We start from the raw sequence: 26,062 nt of genomic DNA, 5'->3' as shown, positions 1-26,062 counted from the left end.
CATGCAAACGCTATTAAGCTTAAAAAATATTGCTGTTAGTTTTGGTCCACACCAAATTGTCGAAAACATCTCCTTTGATTTACATGCTGGAGAAATATTAACGCTATTAGGGCCAAATGGCGCTGGTAAATCTACGCTAGCTAGAATAATCCTCGGTCTAATTTCGCCCAATCAAGGAGAAATCATTTACCAGGAAAAATTACGCATCGGTTATGTACCGCAAAAATTGTCACTGGATATCACAATGCCTTTGACAGTTAAACGTTTTATGACCTTAAAACCTGGAGCAAAAGCCACTCATATTATTCCGGCTTTAATACGTGTCGGTGCCGATCATCTTATCGAACAACAAATGCAAAAATTATCAGGTGGTGAAACTCAACGTGTTCTACTTGCCCGTGCCCTACTTAATCAACCACAATTACTCGTTTTAGATGAACCTACACAAGGCGTAGATATCAACGGTCAAGTCGCTTTATATAATCTAATTGATGATATTCGCAGCGAATTAAATTGCGCTGTTTTTATGATCTCACATGATCTCCATCTAGTAATGGCAAAAACTGATAAAGTATTCTGTATTAATAAACAAATATGCTGTTCTGGTCGACCTGAGGATGTAGCTTTAGATCCCGAATTTATTGCCATGTTCGGCCATCGTGGAGTAGAACAAATAGGTATCTATCGCCACCATCATCATAATCATCAATGTGATTTAAATAATGACATTGATGATAAACCTACAGGGAGCTGTCATCATGATTGAACTATTACTACCGGGCTGGTTAGCCGGTATGTTGTTGGCCATTGCCGCAGGGCCACTAGGCTCTTTCGTTGTCTGGCGGCGAATGTCATATTTTGGTGACACTCTCGCTCATGCTTCATTACTGGGCATCGCGTTTGGTTTATTACTCAATGTAAATCTGTTTTATGCTGTTATTGCTATTACGCTTATTCTTGCAATTTTATTAGCTTGGCTAGAAAAGCGCCCACAACTGGCGATCGATACCCTATTAGGCATAATGGCACATAGTGCCCTATCACTTGGATTGGTAGTCGTTAGTTTAATGGCCAATGTTCGCATGGATTTGATGGCTTATTTATTTGGTGATCTGTTATCGGTAACAACGGAAGATGTTTTTTCAATTGCGATAGGGGTCGCTATTGTATGCTCAATTATTATCTGGCAATGGCGTAATTTACTGTCAATAACGGTTAATCAGGATTTAGCTTTTGTTGATGGGGTAAAAATACAGCAGCTTAAAGTACTATTAATGCTAGTTACTGCCCTTACTATAGGCATTGCCATGAAATTCGTTGGTGCTTTAATTATTACATCATTATTAATTATTCCTGCCGCTACTGGCAGACGATTTGCCAAAACACCAGAGCAAATGGCAGTAGCCGCTATAATAATCGGTATGTTTGCTGTGACGGCCGGATTGGCATTGTCTGCCTATTACGATACACCAGCTGGGCCTTCGGTTGTGATTTGTGCGAGTTTTTTATTTGTATTAAGTTTATTTGTTAAAATAAAAAGCTAATCTATTAATGTGTTAAATCAATTTTAACAAACACTTTCTCACTATAAATCAATTGGTGATGACTTATAGTGAGTTTTTATTTTGCTAAGTAAATCAGAACCGGTAACCAACCCCAAGCATCCAAGTTCCAAATTTGATATCTTTTAAATTAGAATGTTCAAAAGATAATTTGCTGTATTCATAAGCAACGTCAAAGGCTAGGTTTTTTACCGGATTAATTTGTAGACCAACCCCATAAACTAATTCAGTTTCAGTATCTTTAAAAGTAGAAACTAGTGGTGATTTTGCCTCAATTCTAGCACGCGCTGCACCAATTAACCCATAGATGCTAATATTTTTATTAAAACGATAGCTTGGACCAAAATTCAATGAAGAATAATACATATCTACGTCAGTGAGCTTAATATTATTTAGTTTTAAATAATCTTCTTGGTGAGTATAAGTCAATGAACCTATAAAGCCCCAGTGATTGTCAATTTCATAACGATATTTAATATTAACACCCTTAGGTTTATCCTTAAATTCTTCATCTTTAAATTGTAAATGGCTTTGTGCATAATCCAATGATAGAGTGTTTTTACCTGCAGCATTAGCACTAGCAGTAATATTGGTAAAAATGCTGGCAACAACAGCAGAAACTAATATTTTTTTCATTTCTCTTCTATTCCCTGAAGCAATAATTATTTTTATTAAAATAAAATAACACTAACGCAATAATCGACGAATATAGAAAATAATTTTAGTGTGTGATATATAAAATCAAATGATTTTTTGTCAAATTTTATTTATCTAGCCAAAAAAATTATCTTTATAAAATAAAAAAGCAAATATTCTATGACATTTGTAACTGATAATAATATGGAGGCAAATTTTTACTTGCCTCCAGCATGATTAACATTGTTGTTGAATATGATGATATTTAGTTTTTAGTAAAAATAACTAAGGTTTCATATTAGCATCTATCACTTGATAAAATGCATTTCCGGTATCGTAAATTGTCCATACACCTAAAATAACCTGATAACCTGTACGATACGGCACATCACAATCAATTGAGACTTCAAATGAAGGCATTTCACCACCATCTGTTCGGCTACAAAATGGTTGCAGATCAAATGAGCTGCGGGCTAAAGGCGCATTAGGATCCCAATCTTGTTTAGTGATGAAATACTCCCAACCAGTCGTTCTATGGGGCGCAGTCAACGTCCAATGAAAGGTATTTTTACCTGGTGAAACATCAACCTTAGTCCAACGAGTTGCACTCTGCTCATCTAACTCACCAAACCAACGATGTCCAGCACTTGCGATTTTTCCATCAGCGGGTCCATGGCGAGGAAAACCTTTCCGACCTTCTACCGATTGGGGTTCAACCATAACCTGACCACAATTACCGTTTTTACCTAATGAACAAAGATAAGCGCGGCTCGAAGGAAAATCGATATAACCATGCATAGGATTGGGAAGAGTATTAGGGTTAGCAAAACTTATAATACTAATTAATACTAATATTGCTAGTGATAACATTGCAAATGATAATTTTATTTTCATTCTGTTTATTCCGTAATTAGCTAATTTTATTTATTAAAAAATAGTTAGTAGACATAATGAAAACTACCGTAAAATTATCATTTAATAACGACTATAATATCAATAAAAATAATATAATTAATTAATAAAAAATAATTAATTATAAATTACATTAATATTAAATATTTTCTATCACTTGAAAATTAAATATCACTAATTTATATTAATAATACTTCAATTAAATAACCGATTCATTTAAAATAAAAATAATTCATCAAAATAAAAAATGATAATTAGCAATAAATTATTATTTATCTATATATTATTAATAGCAACTTAACCTTAGGTTAAGCTGCTATAAAAAATAAATAGCATAATTATATTAAAAAGTTCCACGCAATAAATTTAAACCACTAATAAGGTTAGCTAACGTCATCATGATCTTTATTAAGCCCAAAATGGCGATATGCATGATCAGTTGCTATTCGACCACGGGGAGTACGCTGAATAAATCCTTGTTGAATAAGAAAAGGTTCAAGAACATCCTCTATAGTTTCCCTTTCTTCTCCAATTGCAGCAGCCACGTTGTCCAATCCTACTGGCCCCCCCATAAATTTATCAATAATCGCTATCAATAATTTACGATCAAGATAGTCAAAACCAGCTGAATCAACATTAAGCATATCTAAGGCCTGTGCAGCGATTTTGCCATCGATAATACCATTGCCTTTTACTTGAGCAAAATCTCTTACTCGCCGCAACAAACGATTAGTTATTCGTGGCGTTCCTCGTGAGCGCATCGCAATTTGTTTCGCGCCGGCATCAGAGATTTCTAACCCCATAAAACGAGCACTACGTAAGACAATCGTTTGTAAATCATCAACATTATAAAATTCTAACCGCTGGACAATACCAAAACGATCTCTAAGTGGAGAAGTCAATGCACCGGCTCGGGTTGTTGCACCTACTAACGTGAAGGGTGGTAAATCGATTTTAATCGAACGCGCAGCAGGTCCTTCTCCAATCATGATATCTAATTGGTAATCTTCCATTGCCGGGTAAAGGATTTCTTCTACAACCGGTGATAACCGGTGAATTTCATCAATAAACAGTACATCATTCGGCTCTAAATTGGTTAACATTGCCGCCAAATCGCCCGCTTTTTCCAGCACCGGGCCAGAAGTGGTGCGTAAATTAGAGCCCAATTCATTTGCTACTATACCTGCTAATGTCGTTTTACCAAGCCCTGGTGGGCCAAAAATCAGCAAATGATCAAGCGCTTCAGCGCGTAATTTAGCCGCCTGAATAAAGATTTCCATCTGTTTGCATACCTGAGGCTGGCCGACATATTCAGTAAGTAATTTTGGCCGAATAGCACGATCAATAACGTCTTCATCAGGTAAATTCTCAGCAGAAATTAAACGATCAGCCTCAATCATAGATTTGTCCCTTACTTATCATTTATAATGCGGCTCGCAATGCTTCACGGATCAATGTTTCACAGTTTGTAGCTCCATTAGCAACTCTACCAATCATACGGCTCGCATCTTGTGGTTTATAGCCTAAAGAAATTAACGCAGAAACTGCCTCTGCTTCAATACCATGACTATTTTGTTTTGCAGCTGACGAGCCGGGTAAATCTATTGCACTTTGATTAAATAGATCGCCATTAAGTCCTTTAAAACGGTCTTTCATTTCAACCACCAGCCGTTCTGCGGTTTTTTTGCCAACACCCGGTAATTTTACCAAGCTAGCAATCGCTTCTTGTTCTATCGCTGAAACAAATTGATAAGCAGACATACCGGATAAAATGGCCAGGGCTAATTTAGGACCTACCCCATTCACCTTAATTAATTCACGAAATAATGCCCTTTCTTGCTTATCATTGAAACCATATAGAAGCTGCGCATCTTCACGCACAATAAATTGGGTCAACAAGATGACTTCCTGACCAATTTCAGGTAATTCATAAAAACAGGTCATTGGCATATGAACTTCATAACCTACACCATTTAGTTCGAGTAAAACAATAGGCGGTTGTTTTTCCAAAATAGTGCCTCGCAAGCGACCAATCACATCGATTTCCTCTTTTAAGTTATTCTGTTAATGCTTATATTATAAAAAAATACTGTGTTTATATCCAGCCATTAACGCAGCCGTCCTTTGGCCAATAATAGACGAGGATCACCCATTCGAAGCAAATTTTGATTAAAATGACAATGCGTAATCGCAATAGCTAAAGCATCAGCAGCATCAGCTTGAGGATGCGATGACAGTTTTAATACTGAACATACCATATGCTGAACCTGTTTTTTTTCAGCTGCTCCAGTGCCTACAACAGATTGTTTTACTTGTCTGGCAGCATATTCAAAGACCGGCAATTGGTTATTAACCGCAGCTAAAATTGCCACTCCTCTTGCTTGACCTAATTTTAGAGCAGAATCGGCATTTTTTGCCATAAACACCTGTTCGACAGCAAAACTGTCCGGTTGATACTGAGTAATAATTTCAATGATACCAGCATAAATTCGTTGTAAGCGGGTTGGCAGATCGTCAACTTGAGTACGTATACAACCACTACCTAAATAGATCAATTGTCGACCTTGTTGACGAACAACACCATAACCGGTAATACGAGAACCAGGATCTATCCCAAGAATAATTGCCATATTCTTGACTCACTGAGTAGGTTAAACATGCAAAGAAAAAGCATACTGATAATCAGCATGCTATCTCTTAATATAAAAAATTGATTTAATTATAGCTGAGCCGCAACTTCATCTGAAATTTCCCCATTATGATACACTTCTTGTACATCATCAGAATCTTCCAGCATATCAATTAAACGCAGAAGTTTAGGCGCAGTGTCAGCATCTAAATTTGCTTTCGTGGACGGGATCATGGTCACTTCAGCAGCTTCAGCCTTAAAACCAGCCGCATCTAAAGCATCTTTTACGCTACCAAAGTTTTCCAGCGTAGTATAAACATCGATTGCACCATCATCATAAGATTCGACATCATCTGCGCCAGCTTCTAATGCCGCATCCATCAAGCTATCTTCATCAATGCCTGGCGCATAAGAGATCACACCGCGTTTGGTAAATAAATAAGCAACAGAGCCGTCGGTACCTAAATTACCACCGCACTTAGTAAAAGCATGGCGTACGTCAGAAACGGTGCGATTACGATTATCGCTTAAGCATTCAACCATAACAGCCGTACCGCCGGGGCCATAGCCTTCATAAATGATCGTTTCCAGATTATCATTTTCATCACTACCAACACCACGTGCGATTGCTCGATTTAATGTATCTCGCGTCATATTATTAGATAACGCCTTATCAATCGCCGCCCGCAATCGTGGATTTGATGCAGCATCACCACCACCTAAACGAGCCGCTGTTACCAGTTCACGAATAATTTTAGTAAAAATTTTACCACGTTTAGCGTCTTGCGCCGCCTTGCGGTGTTTGGTATTGGCCCATTTACTATGACCTGCCATGAAATATCTCCCAAAATACGTCAATAAAAATCATTTTAGAACAAATTCTTCAATCGCCTGACGGTTACTCCATGACTTGGTCAATGCCGCTGCTTGGGCAGCGGGTAACCAACGAAAAGCCAAATGTTCTATCAATAAAAAATCCTGCTCTTGCGGCAAGGCCAAAGAAAACCAATGCTCTTTACATTGGGTTACACCCGGCGCATAACGATGGCGAAATTTTAAAAAAATATCAAAATAGAGACTGCGTTGCAGATCAACTAACACTAAATGCTGTTTAATAATATCAATGCCTATCTCTTCTTTGACTTCACGTAATGCTGCTTCTCTTGGTGTTTCGTTATCCTCAAGACTACCGGTAACAGATTGCCAAAAATCAGGATCATCACGCCGCTGTAACATGAGTACTTGGCGACTTGATTGCACATAAATTACAACTAATACTGATTCCGGCCGTTTATATTGCATAATATTTATTTAGTTTTCTCAACAACCGTTATCGCCAACTCCGCTAATGCGGCCGGATTCGCCTCACTGGGCGCATCGGTCATTAAACAGGCTGCTGCGGTGGTTTTAGGAAACGCTATCACATCGCGAATATTTTCTGTTCCCGTTAACAACATAACCAGCCTATCTAAACCGAATGCTAAACCAGCATGTGGCGGCGTTCCATATTGTAATGCCTCCAATAAGAAACCAAATTTGTCTTGCTGATCTGTTTCGCTAATATTGAGAATTTGGAAAACTGCTTGTTGCATCTTATTATGGTGAATACGCACTGAGCCACCACCTACTTCATAACCATTAATGACCATATCATAGGCATTAGCAACAGCCGCTAGAGGATTGGCTTGCAATTGTTCAGGCGTAAAATCTTTCGGTGCAGTAAAAGGATGATGCATGGCATTAAGTTCACCGCGTTCATCTTCTTCAAACATGGGGAAATCAATAATCCACAATGCTTTCCAGCTGTTATTTTGGGTGATTGCTAAATCACGCCCTACTTTCAACCGTAACGCTCCCATCGCATCATTGACCACATTTTGTTTGCCGGCACCAAATAGCAAAATATCGCCAGCTTTAGCTTGGGTACGTGCTAACAAATTATCAATTACATGTTGTGGCAAAAACTTAGCTATCGGGCTTTGAATATCGGCCTGATTTTCAGCCAGTGAGTTGACTTTCATCCAGGCTAACCCTTTTGCGCCGTAAATAGCAACAAATTCAGCATAACCATCCAGTTGTTTACGCGTTAATGTCGCTCCTCCTGGAACGCAAAGTGCAGCAACACGCCCTTTCGGATTATTGGCAGCCTCTGCAAATACTTTAAATTCGACTAGGTTGACCAAATCAGCAATATCAATTAATTCTAAGGGATTACGTAAATCTGGTTTATCTGAACCATAACGCTGCATGGCCTCAGCAAAAGTCATTACGGGAAAAGCACCTAACTCAATACCTTTATTTTCCTGCCACAAATTACGGATCAAACGCTCCATGACTTCACGAACTTGCTCAGCCGTCATAAAAGAGGTTTCTACGTCTATCTGAGTAAATTCAGGTTGACGATCAGCACGTAAGTCTTCATCACGAAAACATTTCACTATTTGATAATAACGATCAAAGCCGGACATCATCAATAATTGTTTAAAAAGTTGTGGTGATTGCGGCAGAGCATAAAATTCGCCTTTATGCACACGGCTTGGGACAAGATAATCACGCGCCCCCTCCGGTGTTGCTTTCGTCAAAATAGGCGTTTCAATATCAACAAAACCTTCCGCATCCATAAAACGACGCACAAAACTGGTAATTTTTGCTCGCTCTTTCAAGCGCGTTGCCATTTCCGGCCGCCGTAAATCAAGATAACGATATTTTAATCTAATTTCCTCGGAATTTTGTTGATTGCTATCTATCGGTAACGGTTCAGAACGATTAATGATTGTCAATGCTTCTGCAACAATTTCAATCTCACCGGTCGGTATTTCTTTATTAATTTGTTCACGTTTTCGTACCATACCTGTGATCTGGATACAAAATTCGTTACGTAACTGTGACGCCTGAGTAAAAAGTTCGGCATGATTTTCCTGCAGAAAAACAACTTGAACTAAACCTTCGCGATCTCTCATATCGACAAAAATTAATTTACCTAAATTACGCTGGCGGTTCACCCAGCCACAGAGAGTCACCTTTTGTCCGACGTGAGCAACACCTAATTGCCCACAATAATTTGTCCGCATACGATATCCTTTTACTCATCATACTCAACTTGCAGAGTCGCTTGCACTAGTCGTTTTAGTGCTATTTATTTTAAACGCAATAAAAAATATCGCTATTATACAGAAAATTCCATTGGGAAATAAGTATGCCTTGTCATATTGGATAAATAACTTTTACCGTTTTCGCAATCGCAAAGCTTTTTATTGATTTAAATACTATATTTATGGTAACAGTTGAAGCTTTGAGATGTATCATTATTTCGCTGTTTTGCTTAATAAAATTGGGGAAAAAAATGGTTAGTTCTCTGTACATTGTATTTAGCGCTTTAATATTGCTTAAGTTATCTTTGGAAGTCATTAAACTCAGAACTCAATATCAAGTGACTTACGGTGATGGTGGTTTTTGTGAATTACAAATAGCAATACGCGTTCAGGGTAATGCAATTGAGTATATTCCTATCTCTATGCTGTTATTATTAATGATGGAAATGAATGGCGCACCTGTTTGGGCTATTCATATTTGTGGATTAATTTTTATTATTGCCAGAATTCTCCATTACTTTGGTCTAAAACATAGAGAACGCACTTGGCGCTATTTTGGTCGAATAACCACCTTTAGTTCTATGATTTTAATGATCCTGGTTAACATTTATTATTTGCCTTGGATCCAAATTTTCTCGTTTGATCTTTAATATCATGCTTATTTCATTAACATGGGCATACTTAATCCTTTGCCATGTTAATGAGATTTAATGTATGTACTAACTTAAAATCTGTTAGAATAAATTACCGTTTGCTATTTAATTGATCCATAAGTTATGCCCAGCCATATTTTAAATAAACAGAAAGACACCTTGTTTGCTACTCCTATCGCTAACTTAGGTGACTGGCAATTTGATGATAACGTTGCCGAAGTCTTTCCTGATATGATTAAGCGCTCAGTTCCTGGCTATTCAAATATTATTACTATGATTGGCATGCTCGCGACCCGTTTTGTCACAGCCAATAGCACTATTTATGATCTCGGTTGTTCATTAGGTGCAGCCACATTATCGATTCGCCGTAATATCAAAGCTGAAAATTGTAAAATAATTGCTATTGATAATTCAGCCGCGATGATCGAACGTTGCCAGCGATATGTTTATGCTTATAAAGCGACTACGCCGGTTGAAATTATTGAGGGCGATATTCTCGATACTGATATCCAAAATGCCTCAATGGTGGTATTAAATTTTACCTTACAATTTATTGCCCCAACTGTTCGACAGCAATTAATTAACCGTATCTACCAAGGACTGAATCCTGGTGGTGTCCTAGTGCTATCTGAAAAATTTAATTTTAGCGATAAGAAAATTGAGTCTTTACTGTTTAATATGCATTATGATTTTAAGCGCGCCAACGGTTATAGTGAACTAGAGATAAGTCAAAAACGAAATATGCTAGAAAATACCATGTTACCTGACTCGATTGACAACCATAAAGCACGTCTACGCACTGCAGGGTTTAATCATTGTGATTTATGGTTTCAATGTTTTAATTTTGGTTCATTACTCGCTATCAAGGGTCAAGATTGATGATAGATTTTGGTCATTTTTATCAACAAATCGCAATCGGGCCGCTAAGTCACTGGCTAGAAACACTGCCATGCCAAATTGAGCAATGGAAAAAAACTACTCAACATGGTCAATTCAATAGTTGGCAAAAAATAGTGCAAAATCTGCCCAATATAACGCCCACTGACTTAGATCTAAAAACTGCAGTTATGGCCAAAAATGAGTACCCACTTTGTCCTAAAGAGAAGCAACGCATCACCCAACTGTTAAAAAGCCTGATGCCCTGGCGTAAAGGCCCGTTTTCCCTTTACGATATTGACATTGATTGCGAATGGCGATCGGACTGGAAATGGCAACGTATCCTACCTTATCTTTCACCATTAACAGATAAATTGGTACTTGATGTCGGCTGTGGTAATGGCTATCACATGTGGAGAATGGTTGGTGAAGGCGCAAAAATGGTTATCGGTATTGATCCTACCCAACTATTTTTATGTCAGTTTGCAGCAGTACGTAAATTAATTGGCAATAATCAACAAGCTTATCTATTGCCCCTAGGCATTGAGCAACTACCGACACTCGCTGCCTTTGATACTGTATTCTCAATGGGGGTGCTTTATCATCGGCGTTCACCGTTAGATCATCTCTATCAACTAAAAAATCAATTAGTTTCTGGTGGTGAGCTAGTACTTGAAAGTTTAGTTATTGGCGGTGATGAAAACCAATGCTTAATACCTAATGATCGTTATGCTCAAATGCGTAATGTCTATTTTATTCCATCAGCAAAAATGCTTAAAATCTGGTTAGAAAAATGTGGCTTTTGTGATGTGTATATTGTTGATCAAACAGTAACAACCCTACAAGAACAGCGCAAAACTGCCTGGATGGAAACTGAATCATTAGCAAATTTTCTTGCCCCAAATAACATTCATTTGACAGTTGAAGGTTATCCGGCTCCTTTACGCGCTACTTTAGTTGCCAAAAAAAGGTAAACATGACGGTATTAAATACCGTCAATAAATAAGCTTACTTATCAGTCATAATTGGTAATCGTTAATAAATTTTTCATTGCTTCCACCACATCCCTATCGACACAATAATGGGTAAATTCATCCATCTCCATATTGGCACTCATAGTAACCCCTGCTTTGCGGTAATTCATGCTCGACGGCATCACTTTTCCAGCAGAGGTATGTACTTCAGATAAACCTGCATCAATAAATTTCTGTAAATTTGACAATTTTACCCCAGCACCTGCCATGATAATCGGACCATTTGGGGTTTTGCCAGCTAATACATTTAATTCTTTCAATAACGGTAAACCTAATTCCGCATTCTGCTGCTGACCTGAGGTTAATATACGTGCAACACCAAGTTCTGTCAGCTGTTCATAAGCTTGTTTTGGGCTAATGCACATATCAAAAGCACGATGAAAGGTAACGGCCATATCACCAGATAATGCTTTTAAAATACGCATGCGGGGTATATCAATATGTCCTTCTCGATTTAATATGCCATATACGACACCGGGAAAACCTAACTGTCTGATAAGGCTAATATCATGTTTAATAGCTTCAAACTCGCTATCACTGTAACAAAAATCCCCTCCTCTAGGGCGTACAATTGGATGAACGGGGATATTTACTGTATCCATAGTCTGTTTTAAACAACCATAACTCGGTGTTAATCCGCCTTCAGCTGGACTGGAACAAAGTTCAATACGATCTGCGCCAAATTCTTGCGCAATTAGGGCACATTCAGCCCCATAGCAGCAAATTTCAAGGGTTATCATAATACTGCCACCTCTGATTAATTATTGTTATTTCTATTTTTTAGTTATCAATTAATAAGCATACTATTCTGCAAATAAAATACCCATTTTTCAAACTGTAATTACGACAAGTAATTAATTTTAATCAAAAAGGATAATATTTTATTATAAAAGGTAATTAACTTTTAATAACAAATTTTAAATATACTTTTAACTTTTCATGAAGATAAATTTTAATCTGCTAAATAAGAAACTTAACATAGCCTATTTTTTAAATTAATATTTCTAATCAAAATTGCAATTTTACAATCAATCCTTTTTTTAAAGTTAGATAAAGCAAAAATCCTCTAATGGCATTTAGCAAGATGATAAAAAGCGATCCTATCTGATATTATTTTACAATAGATTTATCGATCAAATTGTTGATTAGTAGCATGTGAATAGCTAATTATGGTATAAAGCCAGCTATTTTTTATCTCGACCCTCATAGCTGTATCTTACTAAGTCGAAAACGACAGCTATCTTCATCATTAAGGTAATCAGGTGAATATTCAGGCTCTTCTTTCAGAAAAAATTAGTAATGCATTAATCGCCGCAGGCGCTCCTAAAGGTAGTGATGCACATATCCGCCCTTCAACAAAAGCCCAATTTGGTGATTACCAAGCTAATGGTGTGATGTCAGCTGCTAAAAAAATCGGTATGCCTCCGCGTCAGTTAGCGGAAAAAATGCTACCGTTATTGAAGCTGGAAAATATTGCCAGTAAAGTTGAAATAGCGGGACCGGGTTTTATTAATATTTTTCTTGATAAGCAATGGATAGCCAAACAGATTGAACTTACCTTACAACATGAAAAATTGGCTATTAGTACCATTACGCCACAAACCATTATTATTGACTATTCGGCTCCCAATGTCGCAAAACAGATGCATGTTGGCCATTTACGTTCTACCATCATTGGCGATGCTGTCGCTCGTACATTAGAGTTTTTAGGTCATAAAGTAATCCGTGCTAACCATATCGGCGATTGGGGCACCCAGTTTGGTATGCTAATTGCGTACCTGGAAAAAGTTCAGCAAGAAAATGCTACCGATATGGCCTTAGCTGATCTGGAAACTTTCTATCGTGAAGCTAAAAAACATTATGATGAAGATGAAAATTTTGCTGAGTTGGCACGTAATTACGTGGTTAAACTGCAATCTGGTGATGAATATTGTCGTAAAATGTGGCGCAAATTAGTTGATATTACCATGGTGCAAAATCAACAAACCTATCAGCGTTTAAATGTCACGCTGACTGAAGACGATGTGATGGGTGAAAGCTTATATAATAATATGCTGCCTGATATTGTCGCTGATTTAACGGCTAAAGGCTTAGCCGTTGAAAGTGATGGTGCTATGGTTGTCTATCTGGATGAATTTAAGAATAAAGATGGCGATGCCATGGGGGTGATCATCCAGAAAAAAGATGGTGGCTATCTCTATACGACAACAGATATTGCCTGCGCAAAATATCGTCATGAAATGCTTCACGCCGATCGTGTGTTGTATTATACCGATTCACGACAACACCAACATCTCATGCAAGCTTGGGCTATTGTACGTAAAGCCGGCTATATTCCTGATACAATGTCATTAGAGCATCACATGTTTGGTATGATGCTAGGTAAGGATGGTAAACCGTTTAAAACTCGCGCCGGCGGAACAATCCGGCTCGCCGATTTACTTGATGAAGCGATTGAGCGTGCTGATCATCTTATCCGTCAAAAAAATTCAGCTATGCCAGAAAAGGAATTACAATCGATTATCCAAGCGGTTGGTATTGGTGCAGTAAAATATGCCGATCTATCGAAAAATCGTACGACTGATTATATTTTTGACTGGGACAATATGTTAGCTTTTGAGGGTAATACCGCGCCTTATATGCAATATGCCTATACCCGAGTGGCCTCGATTTTTAAACGAGCTAATATTAATCCCGCAACATTAACCGCACCGGTGATGTTGGCCAATGAATATGAGCAAGTTCTTGCAATACGTTTATTACAATTTGAAGAGACAATACTAACTGTTGCTCGCGAAGGTTTACCACATATTATGTGTTCTTATTTATATGATCTGGCTGGTTTATTTTCTAGTTTTTATGAAAATTGCCCAATTTTGAATGCAGAAAATGACGCATCAAAAGAAAGCCGATTAAAATTGGCGTTACTGACGCAAAAAACCTTAAAAATTGGTCTAGACACATTAGGAATTGAAACGGTAGGAAGAATGTAATCATCTACTAGCTATAGGCTGCCAATAACGCAGCCTGCTGATTATAGTATGCTGGTTAAGCCAAAAATCATTATCGTTGTAGGGATAAAGTAGACGGTTAAAGCCAACATAATGGTCAGAAAATAAAAGAAACAAATGATACGATCATTAATAATGCAACAATCGCAGTACATAAACCATACTTAAAATCGGTATCCATAACTTCACCTCACTATTCTCACAGCTTTATCCATAAATTAGCTAATGAAAAATCATTTAATTTCATAACATCATACAACAATAAAAACTATTTTTTATTATATCATCAAGGAAATATTGATTAACACTTTTGTTTTTATAACAAATCAGACAAAATGAACAGTTTGCTGATAACTTAATTATCAGTTGCTTATTTTTATAGTTTAATGATAGTCGTTTTTAAATAATAGCAATGGAATTGGCAATGGTTCAGGAGTCTTTTTAACATGGCAACAATTAAGGATGTGGCAAAGTTGGCGGGTGTTTCAACTACCACCGTATCTCATGTAATTAATAACACCCGTTTTGTTGCCAAAGAGACAAAAACGATTGTTTGGGCAGCCATTAAAACTCTTAATTATTCTCCTAGTGCCGTTGCTCGTAGTTTGAAAGTTAACCATACTAAATCCATTGGGTTACTGGCTACATCTAATGAAGCTCCTTATTTTGCAGAGGTCATCGAGTCAGTAGAAAACAACTGTTATAGTCAAGGATATACATTAATCCTGTGCAATTCACATAACAATCTAAACAAACAACAAGCCTATTTACAAATGTTAGCGCAAAAACGGGTTGATGGTTTACTGGTAATGTGCTCAGAATATCCAAAACAACTACTCCGAATGTTAGAGGAATACCGTAATATTCCAATGGTTGTAATGGATTGGGGGCAAGCTCATGGTGATTTTACCGATGTCATCATTGATAATGCGGTTTATGGCGGCTATCTTGCCGGGCGTTATCTGATTGAACGCGGGCATCGTGATTTAGGTATTATCTCTGGGCCATTAAAACGCAATACTGGCAGTGGCCGGCGGCAAGGTTTTCTCAATGCCATGAAGGAAGCTAACATCCAGCCACTGGATAAATGGATTGTTGAGGGTGATTTCGAGCCAACTTCCGGCTACGACGCGATGAAACAAATTTTAAATCATCAACAAAGACCGACCGCTATTTTTTGTGGCGGTGATATTATGGCGATGGGGGCTATCTGTGCAGCGAATGAATTAGGCATTCGGGTCCCACAAGATATCTCTATTATTGGCTATGACAATGTTCGCAATGCACGTTTTTTTACGCCAGCACTAACCACCATTCATCAACCTAAAGAGCGTTTAGGTCAAATGGCTTTTACTATGCTGCTGGATCGTATTATTAATAAACGCAAAAATGCGCAAACTATTGAAATACATCCTGAGCTTATTGAACGCCGTTCGGTTGTCGATGGTCCGTTTATTGACTACCGCAGATAATCGATAGATTTAAACTTCATCAATGAGCCAGCCACTCGGCATTGAGCGTTTCGCTATTACCTAAATAATCCAGTAACCAACTCAAGGTCGAAGAACGTTTTTCTTCATTCCATATAACACAACAGGGACTATCAGGTAAGGGTTGCTTAATCTGCAGGGTTTTTAATTCATTTTTGCGGCAAAGTTGTTCTACCCGATGTTTAGGCGCAAATCCTAAACATAACCCATTTTTTAAGCAAGCTAAACCACATTCCCAGTCTGGCACAATAAGCCGTTTTTGATTATCTAATGCCCAAGTTTCTCGCTTTGGCAAGTAGCGAGAGGTATCTTCTAAACATAAACTTGGATACTGACGTAATTGTTGATCGCTAATTAGACCGTTTATTTGTGCTAAAGGATGATTTATGCTGACAACACATGACCAGGGCATAAAGCCCATATCACGAAAACTATATCTATCACCAATCGGGGACGCGCGAGTGGCACCAATAGCAATATCTACTCGCCCATCGACCAACGCCTCCCATACCCCATTATAAACTTCCTGCTGAATAAAAAGTTCAATATCAGAAAAGTGGCGATAAAAATCTAATATTAATTGCAATATTCTTTCGGGCTTAACAACCCTATCAATAGCAATACTAAATTGTCCATGCCAACCATTGGCAATCTGTTGACATTGATGGCGTGTTTCACGCATTGTCTTAATAATATTGCGCGCATTTTTAACGAAAAATTTACCAGCATCAGTAAGTACAACATCACGATAACGCCGTTCAAACAAAGGAACAGCTAGCCACTCTTCCAATTGTTTTACGGTATAACTTACCGCAGAGGGGACTCTATGTAACTCTGCGGCTGCGGCACTAAAACTACCCGTTCTTTCAACGGCATCAATCACTTCAAGGGAATACTCTGACCACATAGCCTCTTACCTGTCAAAATATTTGATAACAATATGCAAATAATAACGCTTCACAACAAAAATTCATCTCTTATACAATAGAAAGCGATATTTGATATTATTTAATTTATTGATACCAACATGAATAAAAATAACCCCAATAAACATAATTTTGGCTTTATGCTTTATCTTGCTGGCTTAAGTATGCTCGGTTTTTTGGCCATTGATATGTACTTACCAGCTTTTAGTATAATGCAACAGCAACTCAACACCTCAGCAAATACTATTAGTGCAAGTCTTAGTCTATTTTTATGTGGTTTTGCCTTCGCTCAACTTAGTTGGGGGCCGCTTTCCGATCGTATTGGTAGAAAACCCGTTTTATTAATTGGGTTGGCGCTATTTATTTTTAGCTGTCTAGCAACACTCTGCATCACTACTGGTACACAATTACTTATTTTGCGATTTATTCAAGGTATTGGAGTATGTTCAACAGCGGTCATTTGGCAAGCTTTGGTAATCGATCGTTTTAGTGGCCTATATGCTAAACGGGTATTTGCTACCATCATGCCTTTAGTTGCACTTTCGCCCGCATTAGCACCCCTATTAGGTGCCTGGATCCTGGCTAGTAATAGCTGGCAAATGATATTTTTTAGTTTAGCTATCATCGGAATATTGCTTTTTCTGGCCACCCTTTTATTACAGGAAAAAAAACGTTTAGAAAAAACACAGGAAATAAAATCCACTACCTCTTTTATCACCTTCCTACGTTCTGCCGTTTTTAGTGGTAATGTATTAATTTATGCCGCTTGTAGTGCCGGATTTTTTGCCTGGCTGACAGGCTCACCATTTATTTTAACTGAAATGGGATATAATCCGCAGGATATTGGCATCAGTTACGTACCTCAAACCATCGCTTTTATGTTCGGTGGCTATGGTGGACGTTATTTAATAGCCAAAATAAAAAACCAAATCTTACTGCCAATTATTCTTATCGGTTATGCACTAAGTGTATTGATTATCTTTGCTCTTGCTATTTTTTCACAACCTACTTTATTTACTCTGTTACTGCCTTTCTGTTGTATGGCTGCGATGAATGGTGCTTGCTATCCTATTGTAGTATCAAATGCATTAAGTGTTTTTCCTAAAGTCAGTGGTAAAGCTGCCGCGTTACAAAATACTCTCCAGCTAGGTTTATGTTTTGCGGCAAGTCTGGCCGTATCTAGTTTAATTGCTAATCCTCTGCTAGCAACTAGCACGGTTATGATTTCTACCATTATTCCACTGCTAATAGGTTACTGGCTGCAAAAAAGTAAAAACTCAGACAAAATCGCAACGGAAACCATCGAATAGTAAGAAAAATATTTAAACAAACGATGATAAAATTTTTGACGTTGAATAACTAACCCTATTAAGTCCTCACTTTTTAATAAGCGTCTTGTCACTCGTTTTACCTGCCAAGTGGCCATAGAGTGGCAAACGTTTTATAAATATTTCATTACATTAATTTGGCTAATGAACCTGTATTTCTATATAGGCGAGTCTTGCTAATAACAACGCATTTTTTAGTAAGGCTATTTTATATTTATCAAAGCGTTTATTTGCAGATAAAGCTTAGCCACAAATAAGTAAATTAGACTCAGAAAACCATTTTTGGCATTAACCTTGTTCTAATAATAAGAAGAAACTGTCGCCTACTGTTTAACAGATTCCATTTCTTCTTTTAGCAGTCATCTAACCTAATTAAAATGATATGACAACATGCTTTATGATTATATTTTTTGAGCCATCACCCGCTCAACAGTATCGACTACCGCTTGAGTATGAGCATCAATTTCGATATTAACTTTTTCTCCCAGACGCCTTTGTGCAATTGTGGTACGCGCAATGGTTTCTGGGATCAGATGGACACAAAAACGATTATTAACCACATCCCCGACTGTTAAGCTGATTCCATCAATACCAATAAATCCCTTATGCAGAATATATTTCATTAATTGTTTATCATGCACATAAAACCAAATTTGGAGATTATTTTCAGCTTTAAAAATCTTAGCTACTTCGGCGGTAGTAATAATATGACCCGACATAACATGGCCACCAATTTCATCACCATATTTTGCTGATCTCTCTAAATTAATCATATCGCCTAGTTTTAAACTGCCTAAGTTTGTCAGTCGCAGAGTCTCCTTCATTAAATCAAAACTCACTTTATCCCCATTAATATGAGTTACCGTTAAACAACAGCCATTATTAGCCACAGAGGCGCCTGTTTCTAAACCAGCGAGTAATTCACTAGGAAATTGGACAGTATAAGTACGAAAATTAACGCTATCTTCCACCGCAATTAATGTTCCTTTTCCTTTCACAATGCCTGTAAACATATATTGAGTTCCCAACTTTAATAACAAATTAGTCATCATTCTACGCCACTTATGCTAGATAAGCACTCAAGAAACAATAAATATGGTAGCTTTCTATCTATTTATAGCGATAACTTTACCAAATCGATACAATAAGTAATTTTTTAAGGAATCAATTCCTTTTCCAGCATCTGTTCATTTTTTATAAGGTATGGTGGGTGAATAAATATTTTAAAGAGGCACAAAGCCTATTAGCATTGGGTATTCCGATTATTCTTGCTCAATTCTCACAAACCGCGATGGGTTTTGTCGATACAGTAATGGCGGGCAAAGTCAGTGAAACAGATATGTCTGCAGTTGCGGTAGGAACCTCTATCTGGTTACCTGCTATTTTGTTTGGCCACGGCTTATTGATGGCTTTAACTCCGGTGGTAGCGCAATTAAATGGTTCAGGCCGACGTCAAGTTATTGGTAATCATATACAACAAGGTTTATGGCTAGCTTTCTTTTTATCACTTTTGGTCATTGGTGTTATTTATAACGCCCATCATATTATAAATAATATGCCTAATATTGATCATGAACTGGCAAATAAAGCGGTGCGGTTTTTACATGCCATTATGTGGGGAGCACCAGGCTATCTTTTTTATCAAGTTTTACGTAGTCAGTGCGATGGATTATCTAAAACAAAACCCGGCATGTTCATTGGTTTTCTTGGTTTATTTATTAACATACCAATCAACTATATTTTTATCTATGGTCATTTTGGTGCTCCGGCGCTTGGTGGTGTCGGTTGTGGTGTAGCCACTGCCTCGGTATATTGGGCAATGTTCTTTTTTATGCGTTGGTATATCCGCCATACCCCTTCGCAACGAGATATCCGTGCTAATAAACAATTTGCTTTACCTGACTTTTCGTTATTAAAACATCTGTTTGCGTTAGGATTACCTATTGGTCTTGCTTATTTCTTCGAAGTGACACTTTTTGCTATTGTCGCATTACTGGTCGCGCCATTAGGTATTATCGCTGTCGCAGGACATCAAGTAGCATTAAATTTTAGTTCGTTAATGTTTATGTTTCCTATTTCTCTAGGTATAGCAGCAACCATTCGCGTCGGATATAATTTAGGCAGTTCTTCAACTGAAAACGCAAAAACATCAGCCTATGCTAGTATTATGGTCGGTTTAACAGTAGCTTGCTGCACCGCACTTGTGACAGTGTCACTTAGAGAGCAGATCGCATTAATGTATAATCGCAATCCAGAAGTGGTGCTTTTGGCGTCACAATTAATGTTATTCGCTGCAATTTATCAGATTTCCGATGCCATTCAGGTAATTGGCGCCGGTATATTACGCGGCTATAAAGATACCCGTTCGATTTTCTTTATCACTTTCATTGCTTACTGGTTGCTCGGTCTACCAATAGGTTATCTACTTGGTTTAACTGACTTTATTGTGCCACATCTGGGGCCTAGAGGTTTCTGGATCGGTTTTATTATTGGCTTAACGGCATCAGCTATCATGATACTTTCTCGCATATTATGGCTTCAACGCCAACCAGACGAGTTTGTATTACAGCATTCAACTCGATAACTTTTTTGTCAAACGGGCAAAAGGTATAAACAATGAAAATTGTTCTTTTATGCTAAATAGCATTAAATACGAGCAGTTAGACGTAAAATTGTATTTTTTCCCTTGCCAGAATGGAAACTGCCCGTTAATATTCGTTTCCACATTGTCGCCATAGCAATTCTTATTGCGTCCGTAGCTCAGTTGGTTAGAGCACCACCTTGACATGGTGGGGGTCGGTGGTTCGAGTCCACTCGGACGCACCAATTGTTAGCGATATATTTATCTTGTGCGTCCGTAGCTCAGTTGGTTAGAGCACCACCTTGACATGGTGGGGGTCGGTGGTTCGAGTCCACTCGGACGCACCAAATCTATTTGTTGCCAATACCCTCTTTAGATTGTAAAGCCAGTGAGTTTACCAGTTTTGATGGACAATAAAAAAGCGCCTTAACGCTTTTTCACCCTACTCATGATCACTTAACCAAGACTATTTATCGCTTAATTAACTAAATAGCTCGCTGTGAAAAGTCTCGCAAACGAAAACCAAAAACAAATAATGCCGCAAAATAACTTATTGCACCGGCAAAAACCACCAATAATAACCGCATAATCCGTATCAACATATTTCCCTGCTCCCAGGCCGGCATAAAATTTAATACCAGCAATAATACCGCGACCATAACCATTAAAGCGGCAACTAATTTGAACAAGAATTTCCCCCAGCCAGCTAATGGGATAAAAATTGCCTGGCGGCGTAATTGCCAATAAAGCATCAAAGCATTAAAACATGCCGCTAAACCGATTGATAAGGCCAAGCCAGCATGTTTTAGCGGGCCAATAAAGGCAAGATTCATTAATTGTGTCAAAATTAAGGTAATAATGGCAATTTTGACCGGTGTTTTAATATCTTGTCTCGAATAAAACCCAGGTGCTAATACTTTAACGATAATTAACCCCATTAAACCGACACAGTAGGCAATTAAGGCCCGCTGAGTCATTACCGCATCATAGCCGGTAAAATTGCCATACTGAAAAAGTGACACCGTTAATGGCTGAGCTAAAATAGCCAATGCAATAGCGCAAGGTAGTGCTAATAAAAAGCAAAGCCGTAACCCCCAGTCCATTAAACGCTGATATTCTTTGTGATCACCAGTGGAGAAACTTTTCGCCAAAGAAGGTAATAGAATAGTACCCAGTGCTACCCCTAAAACACCGGTAGGAAGTTCCATTAATCGGTCTGCATAATACATCCACGACACAGAACCTGATTGTAAAAATGAAGCAAAAATAGTATTAATAATTAACGAAATTTGGCTTACTGAAACACCAATAATCGCTGGCGCCATTAACTTCATTACTCGCCACACACCGCTATTACGCAAAGAGATACGCGGTAAAACTAACATACCTATTTTTTTTAAATAAGGTAATTGATACAACAACTGTAAAATACCACCAGCAAAAACCCCCCACGCTAACGCTATAATAGGTGGTTTACAATATGGTGCTAACAACAGTACTGACATAATCATACTGATATTAAGTAAGGTAGGGGCAAAAGCAGGAACAGAAAAACGGTTCCAAGTATTTAAGATAGCCCCTCCCAACGAAACTAAAGAGATCAATAAAATATATGGAAAAGTGATTCTCAATAAACGAACGGTTAAATCAAATTTATCCGGTGTATCGGTAAAACCAGGTGCGGTAATATAAATAATCCAAGGGGCCGCTAATATCCCTGCCAATGTAACAATGGCCAAAATCACGGTCAATAAACCGGAGACATAAGCAATAAAAGTGCGAGTAGCCTCATCACCTTGCTGATTTTTATATTCTGCTAAGAGAGGAACAAATGCTTGAGAAAATGCGCCTTCAGCAAAAATTCGGCGCAAAAGATTCGGCAATCTAAAAGCAACAAAAAAAGCGTCTGTCGCCATACCAGCACCAAAAAAACGGGCGATAATCGCATCACGAATAAAACCTAATATTCGGGAAAACATAGTCATAGAGCTTATCGCTGCTAACGATTTTAGTAGATTCATGCAATATCTTTATTAATGATGACCATAATAGATTGATAAAGTGTATCAGCGACCTGTAAGCATGACCATGAATTAAAATAACTATTTTTACTAAACTAGCAAAAAAAATCGATCATTATTATGCTGGTTTTATTTAGCAAAATTATTCCTGGTTATTTTTGCTAATTAGTGACATTAAAATATGATCACGCCATTCACCATTAATTTTTAAATAAGCTTTCGCATATCCCTCTGGTTTGAAACCTATCCTTTTCAGTAAATTACCACTGCGATGGTTATGTGGCATATAATTTGCCATAATTCTATGCATCTGCTGCTGATATTGCATAAAATTGATCGTCGGTATTAATGCTTCATACATTAATCCCTTTCCTTGCCATATTTCACACATTGAATAACCAAGATAACAAGCCTGAAAAGCCCCTCTAATAACATTGCTAAAATTAATCACTCCGATAACTTTAGTTTCACACTTATCTAACAACAGGAAATGAAAAGCACTTTTCCTACGATGCATTTCTGCCATAATATGCAAACGTTTAGTCCAGGCTGAAGGCTGATAATAACTACTATCCCGAATGGGTTCCCAAGGCTTTAAAAAATTTTCGTTCCGGCAATAGTAATCAACCAGACGATTAGCATCAGTTTCACAAGCTAACCGTATGATCAAACGTTCAGTAATAAAATAACATTCAGGCTCTTTGGTTCGATATCCAAACATCGCAGCCAACTCCAGGATATTTGTGATGAATATAAATATATTTTGTTTTTACAATAGTAAGTATATCTAATCTACTAGTATTATATTTACAAAATATCACTATGCGATACCCAATGGTGCTTAATGTCTCCAGTAACAAAAGCGCGAAACCTCGGTAAATATTTTCTTTTACTCGATAATATGTTAGTCGTATTGGGTTTTTTTGTCGTATTTCCACTAATATCGATTCACTTTGTTGAACAATTAGGTTGGCCTGGCTTAGTGGTTGGTTTTGCCCTTGGCCTTAGACAAATATTCCAACAAGGTTTAGGTATTTTCGGCGGCGCAATAGCCGATCGTTTTGGTGCTAAGCCAATGATAGTGCTAGGCATGTTGTTACGTGCTGTCGGTTTCGCTTTAATGGCAATGGCTACTGTTCCCTGGATTTTGTGGTTCTCCTGCATTCTGTCCGCCTTAGGCGGAACTTTATTTGATCCTCCTCGTACTGCTTTAGTCATTAAGTTAACCAAACCCCATGAAAGAGGTCGCTTTTATTCATTATTATTAATGCAAGATAGTGCAGGGGCTGTTCTCGGTGCCCTACTCGGTGGCTGGCTTTTAATGTATGATTTTCAGTTTGTTTGTTGGACGGGTACAACAATTTTTATTATCGCGGCCATTTCCAACGCCTGGTTGTTACCTGCTTATCGTATCTCAACGAGTCGAACATCGATTCGTATCGGTATGAGTAAAGTTTTTCGCGATCAACGCTTTATAAAATACATCCTTACTCTGACTGGCTATTTTATTTTGTTCGTGCAAGTTATGTTAATGTTTCCAATTGTTGTTAATGAAATAACCGGTTCACCGACCGCCATTAAATGGATGTATGCCATTGAAGCCATTATTTCTTTAACCTTACTTTATCCAATCGCCCGTTGGAGTGAAAAGCATTTTCGCCTCGAGCAACGGTTAATGACTGGGGTACTATCACTGCTGAGCCAGCACGTGAAACATTAAGTGCTTCATTGGCAGATCCTCACGCTCGCGGCAGTTATATGGGTTTTAGCCGATTAGGCCATGCTTTAGGCGGTGCAATAGGTTATATCGGTGGCGGTTGGCTATATGATATCGGATATCAGTGGAATTTACCGGCACTACCTTGGTATCTATTAACCATAATAGGATTATTAACCCTATGGGCTTTGTACCAACAATTTAATCAGCAGCAAAACAAAACTATCATCAATAACGATGAATAGTTGTGTACAATCTTGCTATCAAAGTTACAGGAGAAAAATAAAATATGAAGCATTTTTTTACCGCAGCACTATTGTTACTATGTGGAGTGATAGCTGGATGCGATCAATTAACCGAATTCAGTATTAGTGAAGACACCATTAATAACTATCTGATCAAACATACTCACTACAGTAAAAAAATAGGCATTGCTGGACTTGCAGATGCCAGTATCGATTTAGCTAATCTTTCTGCTCAAATAGGTCGAACTGAGCCGAATAAAATCACCTTAATGGGCGTAGCCAAAATTAACCTTGAAACGCTATTTGGTTCAACACAGGCCGAAGTGTCTTTAGCTATCACTTCACTGCCCTATTTTGATGTAAAAACCGGTGCCATCTATTTAAAACAGTTGGAAATTTCTGATCACAAAATCACACCTGAAAAAATGGCCAGCACGATTAGCCCAATACTGCCGATTGTTAATAACTCCTTAAAAGCCTATTTTGAGAAAAATCCTGTCTATGTATTACAACCAGAAAAAAGTAAAGCAGAAGCATTAGCCAAAAAAATCGCCAAAGGGCTTGAAGTCAAACCGGGTAAGCTAGTTATACCATTAGTAGAATGAGCAAATTAGCAACTATCAAACTGCCAATAAGGCATAACAGGCGCTCTATTCTCGCCTGTTAGATTTTAATATTAAGTGACAGCGTCACTCGCTATCGACCAGCTCTTCGCGCAATGCCACTAAAGCTTCACGCGTTATCATAACTAAAGTAGGATAAAAATCACTCACTGCATGGGTTTCCACTTGGCTAAAAAATAATTCGCTGGCAGGTAAAATAAACTGATCAAATAACTGAATTTGAGTCAATAGCGGATCCTGCGGCGCATTATCTTCCAACCAAGATGCTGCCAATAACAAAGCCGCAAAACGATCAGTTTTTTCCGCTGATAGCGGTATGCCATTTGCTAATAAAAATTCATTAACTGCCGTGGCGGATATTTCACTATATTGACTAATACCATTAGCAATAGCTGAGCTAGGATCAAGAAATAGTTGCTTAAAATCTTTAATCACTAGCGCTAGATCCTGACTGCTAGCAGCTAATTGCGTTAATAATTCATCTTGCTCTAATGGCCAAGACAATTTCAATTGATCTTGCATAATCAATTCGAATAGAGGTTTAGTAACCGGATCCTCTGGCGAACGATTAAAGAGGGTTCCTAATATTCGGCAAATCACGGAAAATTCATTCATTATTATTTCCAACTTATGCTATACATTTAATAATTTTACTTCTTAGTAAGGACAATAAAACATTGACTAGCAATATTGAATATATTTTCAACAGATTGGTCTTTATTTATC

The 26,062-nt window shown here is 37.8% G+C and carries 24 protein-coding genes, 2 tRNA genes and 1 pseudogene; 13 read left to right on the top strand and 14 right to left on the bottom strand.

What is annotated here, in order from left to right:
- Position 1 precedes the first annotated feature (1 nt).
- A complete protein-coding gene (gene znuC, locus QE177_RS06710; RefSeq protein ID WP_280552103.1) occupies positions 2 to 766 on the top strand; it encodes a zinc ABC transporter ATP-binding protein ZnuC in 765 nt (254 codons plus the stop codon).
- Entirely contained in the window at positions 759 to 1,544 is a 786-nt protein-coding gene (gene znuB, locus QE177_RS06705; protein ID WP_280552102.1) for a zinc ABC transporter permease subunit ZnuB, read from the top strand. The genes znuC and znuB overlap by 8 nt, the downstream gene beginning before the upstream one ends.
- Before the next feature lie 93 nt (positions 1,545 to 1,637).
- On the opposite strand, the gene QE177_RS06700 is transcribed toward znuB, so the two are convergent.
- From QE177_RS06700 to aspS, 8 genes are all read right to left on the bottom strand, one after another.
- On the bottom strand, positions 1,638 to 2,198 hold the full coding sequence (locus QE177_RS06700) for an Ail/Lom family outer membrane beta-barrel protein (protein WP_280552101.1): 561 nt from the start codon (positions 2,196 to 2,198) through the stop codon (positions 1,638 to 1,640).
- A gap of 285 nt (positions 2,199 to 2,483) precedes the next feature.
- The gene (locus QE177_RS06695; RefSeq protein ID WP_280552230.1) at positions 2,484 to 3,086 is read right to left on the bottom strand and encodes a lytic polysaccharide monooxygenase; all 603 of its coding nucleotides are present in this window, start codon (positions 3,084 to 3,086) and stop codon (positions 2,484 to 2,486) included.
- A 407-nt stretch (positions 3,087 to 3,493) separates the two neighbouring features.
- Complete coding sequence (ruvB, locus tag QE177_RS06690; protein ID WP_280552100.1) at positions 3,494 to 4,510, bottom strand: Holliday junction branch migration DNA helicase RuvB; 1,017 nt, start codon at positions 4,508 to 4,510, stop codon at positions 3,494 to 3,496.
- Between the two features lie 22 nt (positions 4,511 to 4,532).
- A complete protein-coding gene (gene ruvA, locus QE177_RS06685) occupies positions 4,533 to 5,147 on the bottom strand; it encodes a Holliday junction branch migration protein RuvA (RefSeq protein ID WP_280552099.1) in 615 nt (204 codons plus the stop codon).
- A gap of 71 nt (positions 5,148 to 5,218) precedes the next feature.
- Positions 5,219 to 5,740 (bottom strand): crossover junction endodeoxyribonuclease RuvC, encoded by a 522-nt coding sequence (ruvC, locus tag QE177_RS06680; protein ID WP_280552098.1) that lies wholly within the window; start codon positions 5,738 to 5,740, stop codon positions 5,219 to 5,221.
- A gap of 89 nt (positions 5,741 to 5,829) precedes the next feature.
- Entirely contained in the window at positions 5,830 to 6,573 is a 744-nt protein-coding gene (locus tag QE177_RS06675; RefSeq protein WP_280552097.1) for a YebC/PmpR family DNA-binding transcriptional regulator, read from the bottom strand.
- Positions 6,574 to 6,603: 30 nt separating this feature from the next.
- The gene (gene nudB, locus QE177_RS06670; protein ID WP_280552096.1) at positions 6,604 to 7,041 is read right to left on the bottom strand and encodes a dihydroneopterin triphosphate diphosphatase; all 438 of its coding nucleotides are present in this window, start codon (positions 7,039 to 7,041) and stop codon (positions 6,604 to 6,606) included.
- A 5-nt stretch (positions 7,042 to 7,046) separates the two neighbouring features.
- Positions 7,047 to 8,810: an aspartate--tRNA ligase gene (gene aspS, locus QE177_RS06665; protein ID WP_280552095.1), complete on the bottom strand. Its 1,764-nt coding sequence runs from the start codon at positions 8,808 to 8,810 to the stop codon at positions 7,047 to 7,049.
- 272 nt (positions 8,811 to 9,082) lie between these two features.
- Here aspS and QE177_RS06660 point away from each other — a divergent pair, with 272 nt between their 5' ends.
- From QE177_RS06660 to cmoB, 3 genes are all read left to right on the top strand, one after another.
- Entirely contained in the window at positions 9,083 to 9,481 is a 399-nt protein-coding gene (locus tag QE177_RS06660; protein ID WP_280552094.1) for an MAPEG family protein, read from the top strand.
- Positions 9,482 to 9,607: 126 nt separating this feature from the next.
- A complete protein-coding gene (cmoA, locus tag QE177_RS06655; RefSeq protein WP_280552093.1) occupies positions 9,608 to 10,363 on the top strand; it encodes a carboxy-S-adenosyl-L-methionine synthase CmoA in 756 nt (251 codons plus the stop codon).
- Positions 10,363 to 11,334 carry a tRNA 5-methoxyuridine(34)/uridine 5-oxyacetic acid(34) synthase CmoB gene (gene cmoB, locus QE177_RS06650; RefSeq protein ID WP_280552092.1) on the top strand — a complete coding sequence of 324 codons (972 nt, stop codon included), beginning with the start codon at positions 10,363 to 10,365 and terminating at the stop codon, positions 11,332 to 11,334. The genes cmoA and cmoB overlap by 1 nt, the downstream gene beginning before the upstream one ends.
- Before the next feature lie 41 nt (positions 11,335 to 11,375).
- On the opposite strand, the gene cutC is transcribed toward cmoB, so the two are convergent.
- Positions 11,376 to 12,134: a copper homeostasis protein CutC gene (cutC, locus tag QE177_RS06645; RefSeq protein ID WP_280552091.1), complete on the bottom strand. Its 759-nt coding sequence runs from the start codon at positions 12,132 to 12,134 to the stop codon at positions 11,376 to 11,378.
- A 522-nt stretch (positions 12,135 to 12,656) separates the two neighbouring features.
- On the opposite strand from cutC, the gene argS reads away from it, so the two are divergent.
- Entirely contained in the window at positions 12,657 to 14,387 is a 1,731-nt protein-coding gene (argS, locus tag QE177_RS06640) for an arginine--tRNA ligase (RefSeq protein WP_280552090.1), read from the top strand.
- Positions 14,388 to 14,851: 464 nt separating this feature from the next.
- Complete coding sequence (gene purR / locus QE177_RS06635; RefSeq protein ID WP_280552089.1) at positions 14,852 to 15,877, top strand: HTH-type transcriptional repressor PurR; 1,026 nt, start codon at positions 14,852 to 14,854, stop codon at positions 15,875 to 15,877.
- Between the two features lie 19 nt (positions 15,878 to 15,896).
- Here the strand turns inward: purR and punR are convergent, their stop codons facing one another.
- Positions 15,897 to 16,802: a DNA-binding transcriptional activator PunR gene (punR, locus tag QE177_RS06630; RefSeq protein WP_280552088.1), complete on the bottom strand. Its 906-nt coding sequence runs from the start codon at positions 16,800 to 16,802 to the stop codon at positions 15,897 to 15,899.
- Positions 16,803 to 16,922: 120 nt separating this feature from the next.
- On the opposite strand from punR, the gene punC reads away from it, so the two are divergent.
- Complete coding sequence (gene punC, locus QE177_RS06625) at positions 16,923 to 18,131, top strand: purine nucleoside transporter PunC (RefSeq protein WP_280552087.1); 1,209 nt, start codon at positions 16,923 to 16,925, stop codon at positions 18,129 to 18,131.
- 419 nt (positions 18,132 to 18,550) lie between these two features.
- Here punC and QE177_RS06620 read toward each other — a convergent pair whose 3' ends face one another.
- Positions 18,551 to 19,162: a riboflavin synthase subunit alpha gene (locus tag QE177_RS06620; RefSeq protein ID WP_280552086.1), complete on the bottom strand. Its 612-nt coding sequence runs from the start codon at positions 19,160 to 19,162 to the stop codon at positions 18,551 to 18,553.
- Positions 19,163 to 19,359: 197 nt separating this feature from the next.
- On the opposite strand from QE177_RS06620, the gene QE177_RS06615 reads away from it, so the two are divergent.
- From QE177_RS06615 to QE177_RS06605, 3 genes are all read left to right on the top strand, one after another.
- The gene (locus QE177_RS06615) at positions 19,360 to 20,733 is read left to right on the top strand and encodes an MATE family efflux transporter (protein ID WP_280552085.1); all 1,374 of its coding nucleotides are present in this window, start codon (positions 19,360 to 19,362) and stop codon (positions 20,731 to 20,733) included.
- A 165-nt stretch (positions 20,734 to 20,898) separates the two neighbouring features.
- Positions 20,899 to 20,975 (top strand) — tRNA-Val (locus QE177_RS06610).
- A 25-nt stretch (positions 20,976 to 21,000) separates the two neighbouring features.
- Positions 21,001 to 21,077: transfer RNA gene (locus QE177_RS06605), tRNA-Val, on the top strand.
- Positions 21,078 to 21,215: 138 nt separating this feature from the next.
- Here QE177_RS06605 and murJ read toward each other — a convergent pair.
- Both murJ and rimJ read right to left on the bottom strand, forming a co-directional pair.
- Positions 21,216 to 22,751, bottom strand: a complete 1,536-nt coding sequence (gene murJ, locus QE177_RS06600) for a murein biosynthesis integral membrane protein MurJ (protein WP_280552084.1) — start codon at positions 22,749 to 22,751, stop codon at positions 21,216 to 21,218.
- 142 nt (positions 22,752 to 22,893) lie between these two features.
- Positions 22,894 to 23,472, bottom strand: a complete 579-nt coding sequence (rimJ, locus tag QE177_RS06595; RefSeq protein WP_280552083.1) for a ribosomal protein S5-alanine N-acetyltransferase — start codon at positions 23,470 to 23,472, stop codon at positions 22,894 to 22,896.
- 123 nt (positions 23,473 to 23,595) lie between these two features.
- Between rimJ and mdtH the strand changes: the two are divergent.
- Both mdtH and QE177_RS06585 read left to right on the top strand, forming a co-directional pair.
- A pseudogene (gene mdtH / locus QE177_RS06590) lies at positions 23,596 to 24,713 on the top strand (multidrug efflux MFS transporter MdtH).
- A 44-nt stretch (positions 24,714 to 24,757) separates the two neighbouring features.
- Entirely contained in the window at positions 24,758 to 25,318 is a 561-nt protein-coding gene (locus QE177_RS06585) for a lipoprotein (RefSeq protein WP_280552082.1), read from the top strand.
- A gap of 84 nt (positions 25,319 to 25,402) precedes the next feature.
- Here the strand turns inward: QE177_RS06585 and QE177_RS06580 are convergent, their stop codons facing one another.
- Positions 25,403 to 25,951 (bottom strand): molecular chaperone, encoded by a 549-nt coding sequence (locus QE177_RS06580; RefSeq protein WP_280552081.1) that lies wholly within the window; start codon positions 25,949 to 25,951, stop codon positions 25,403 to 25,405.
- Positions 25,952 to 26,062 lie beyond the last annotated feature (111 nt).

The organism is Arsenophonus sp. aPb (assembly GCF_029873475.1).
Classification (GTDB): Bacteria; Pseudomonadota; Gammaproteobacteria; order Enterobacterales; family Enterobacteriaceae; genus Arsenophonus.
Note: the sequence above shows the minus strand (reverse complement) of the source record. Positions and strands in the feature narration are given on the sequence as shown.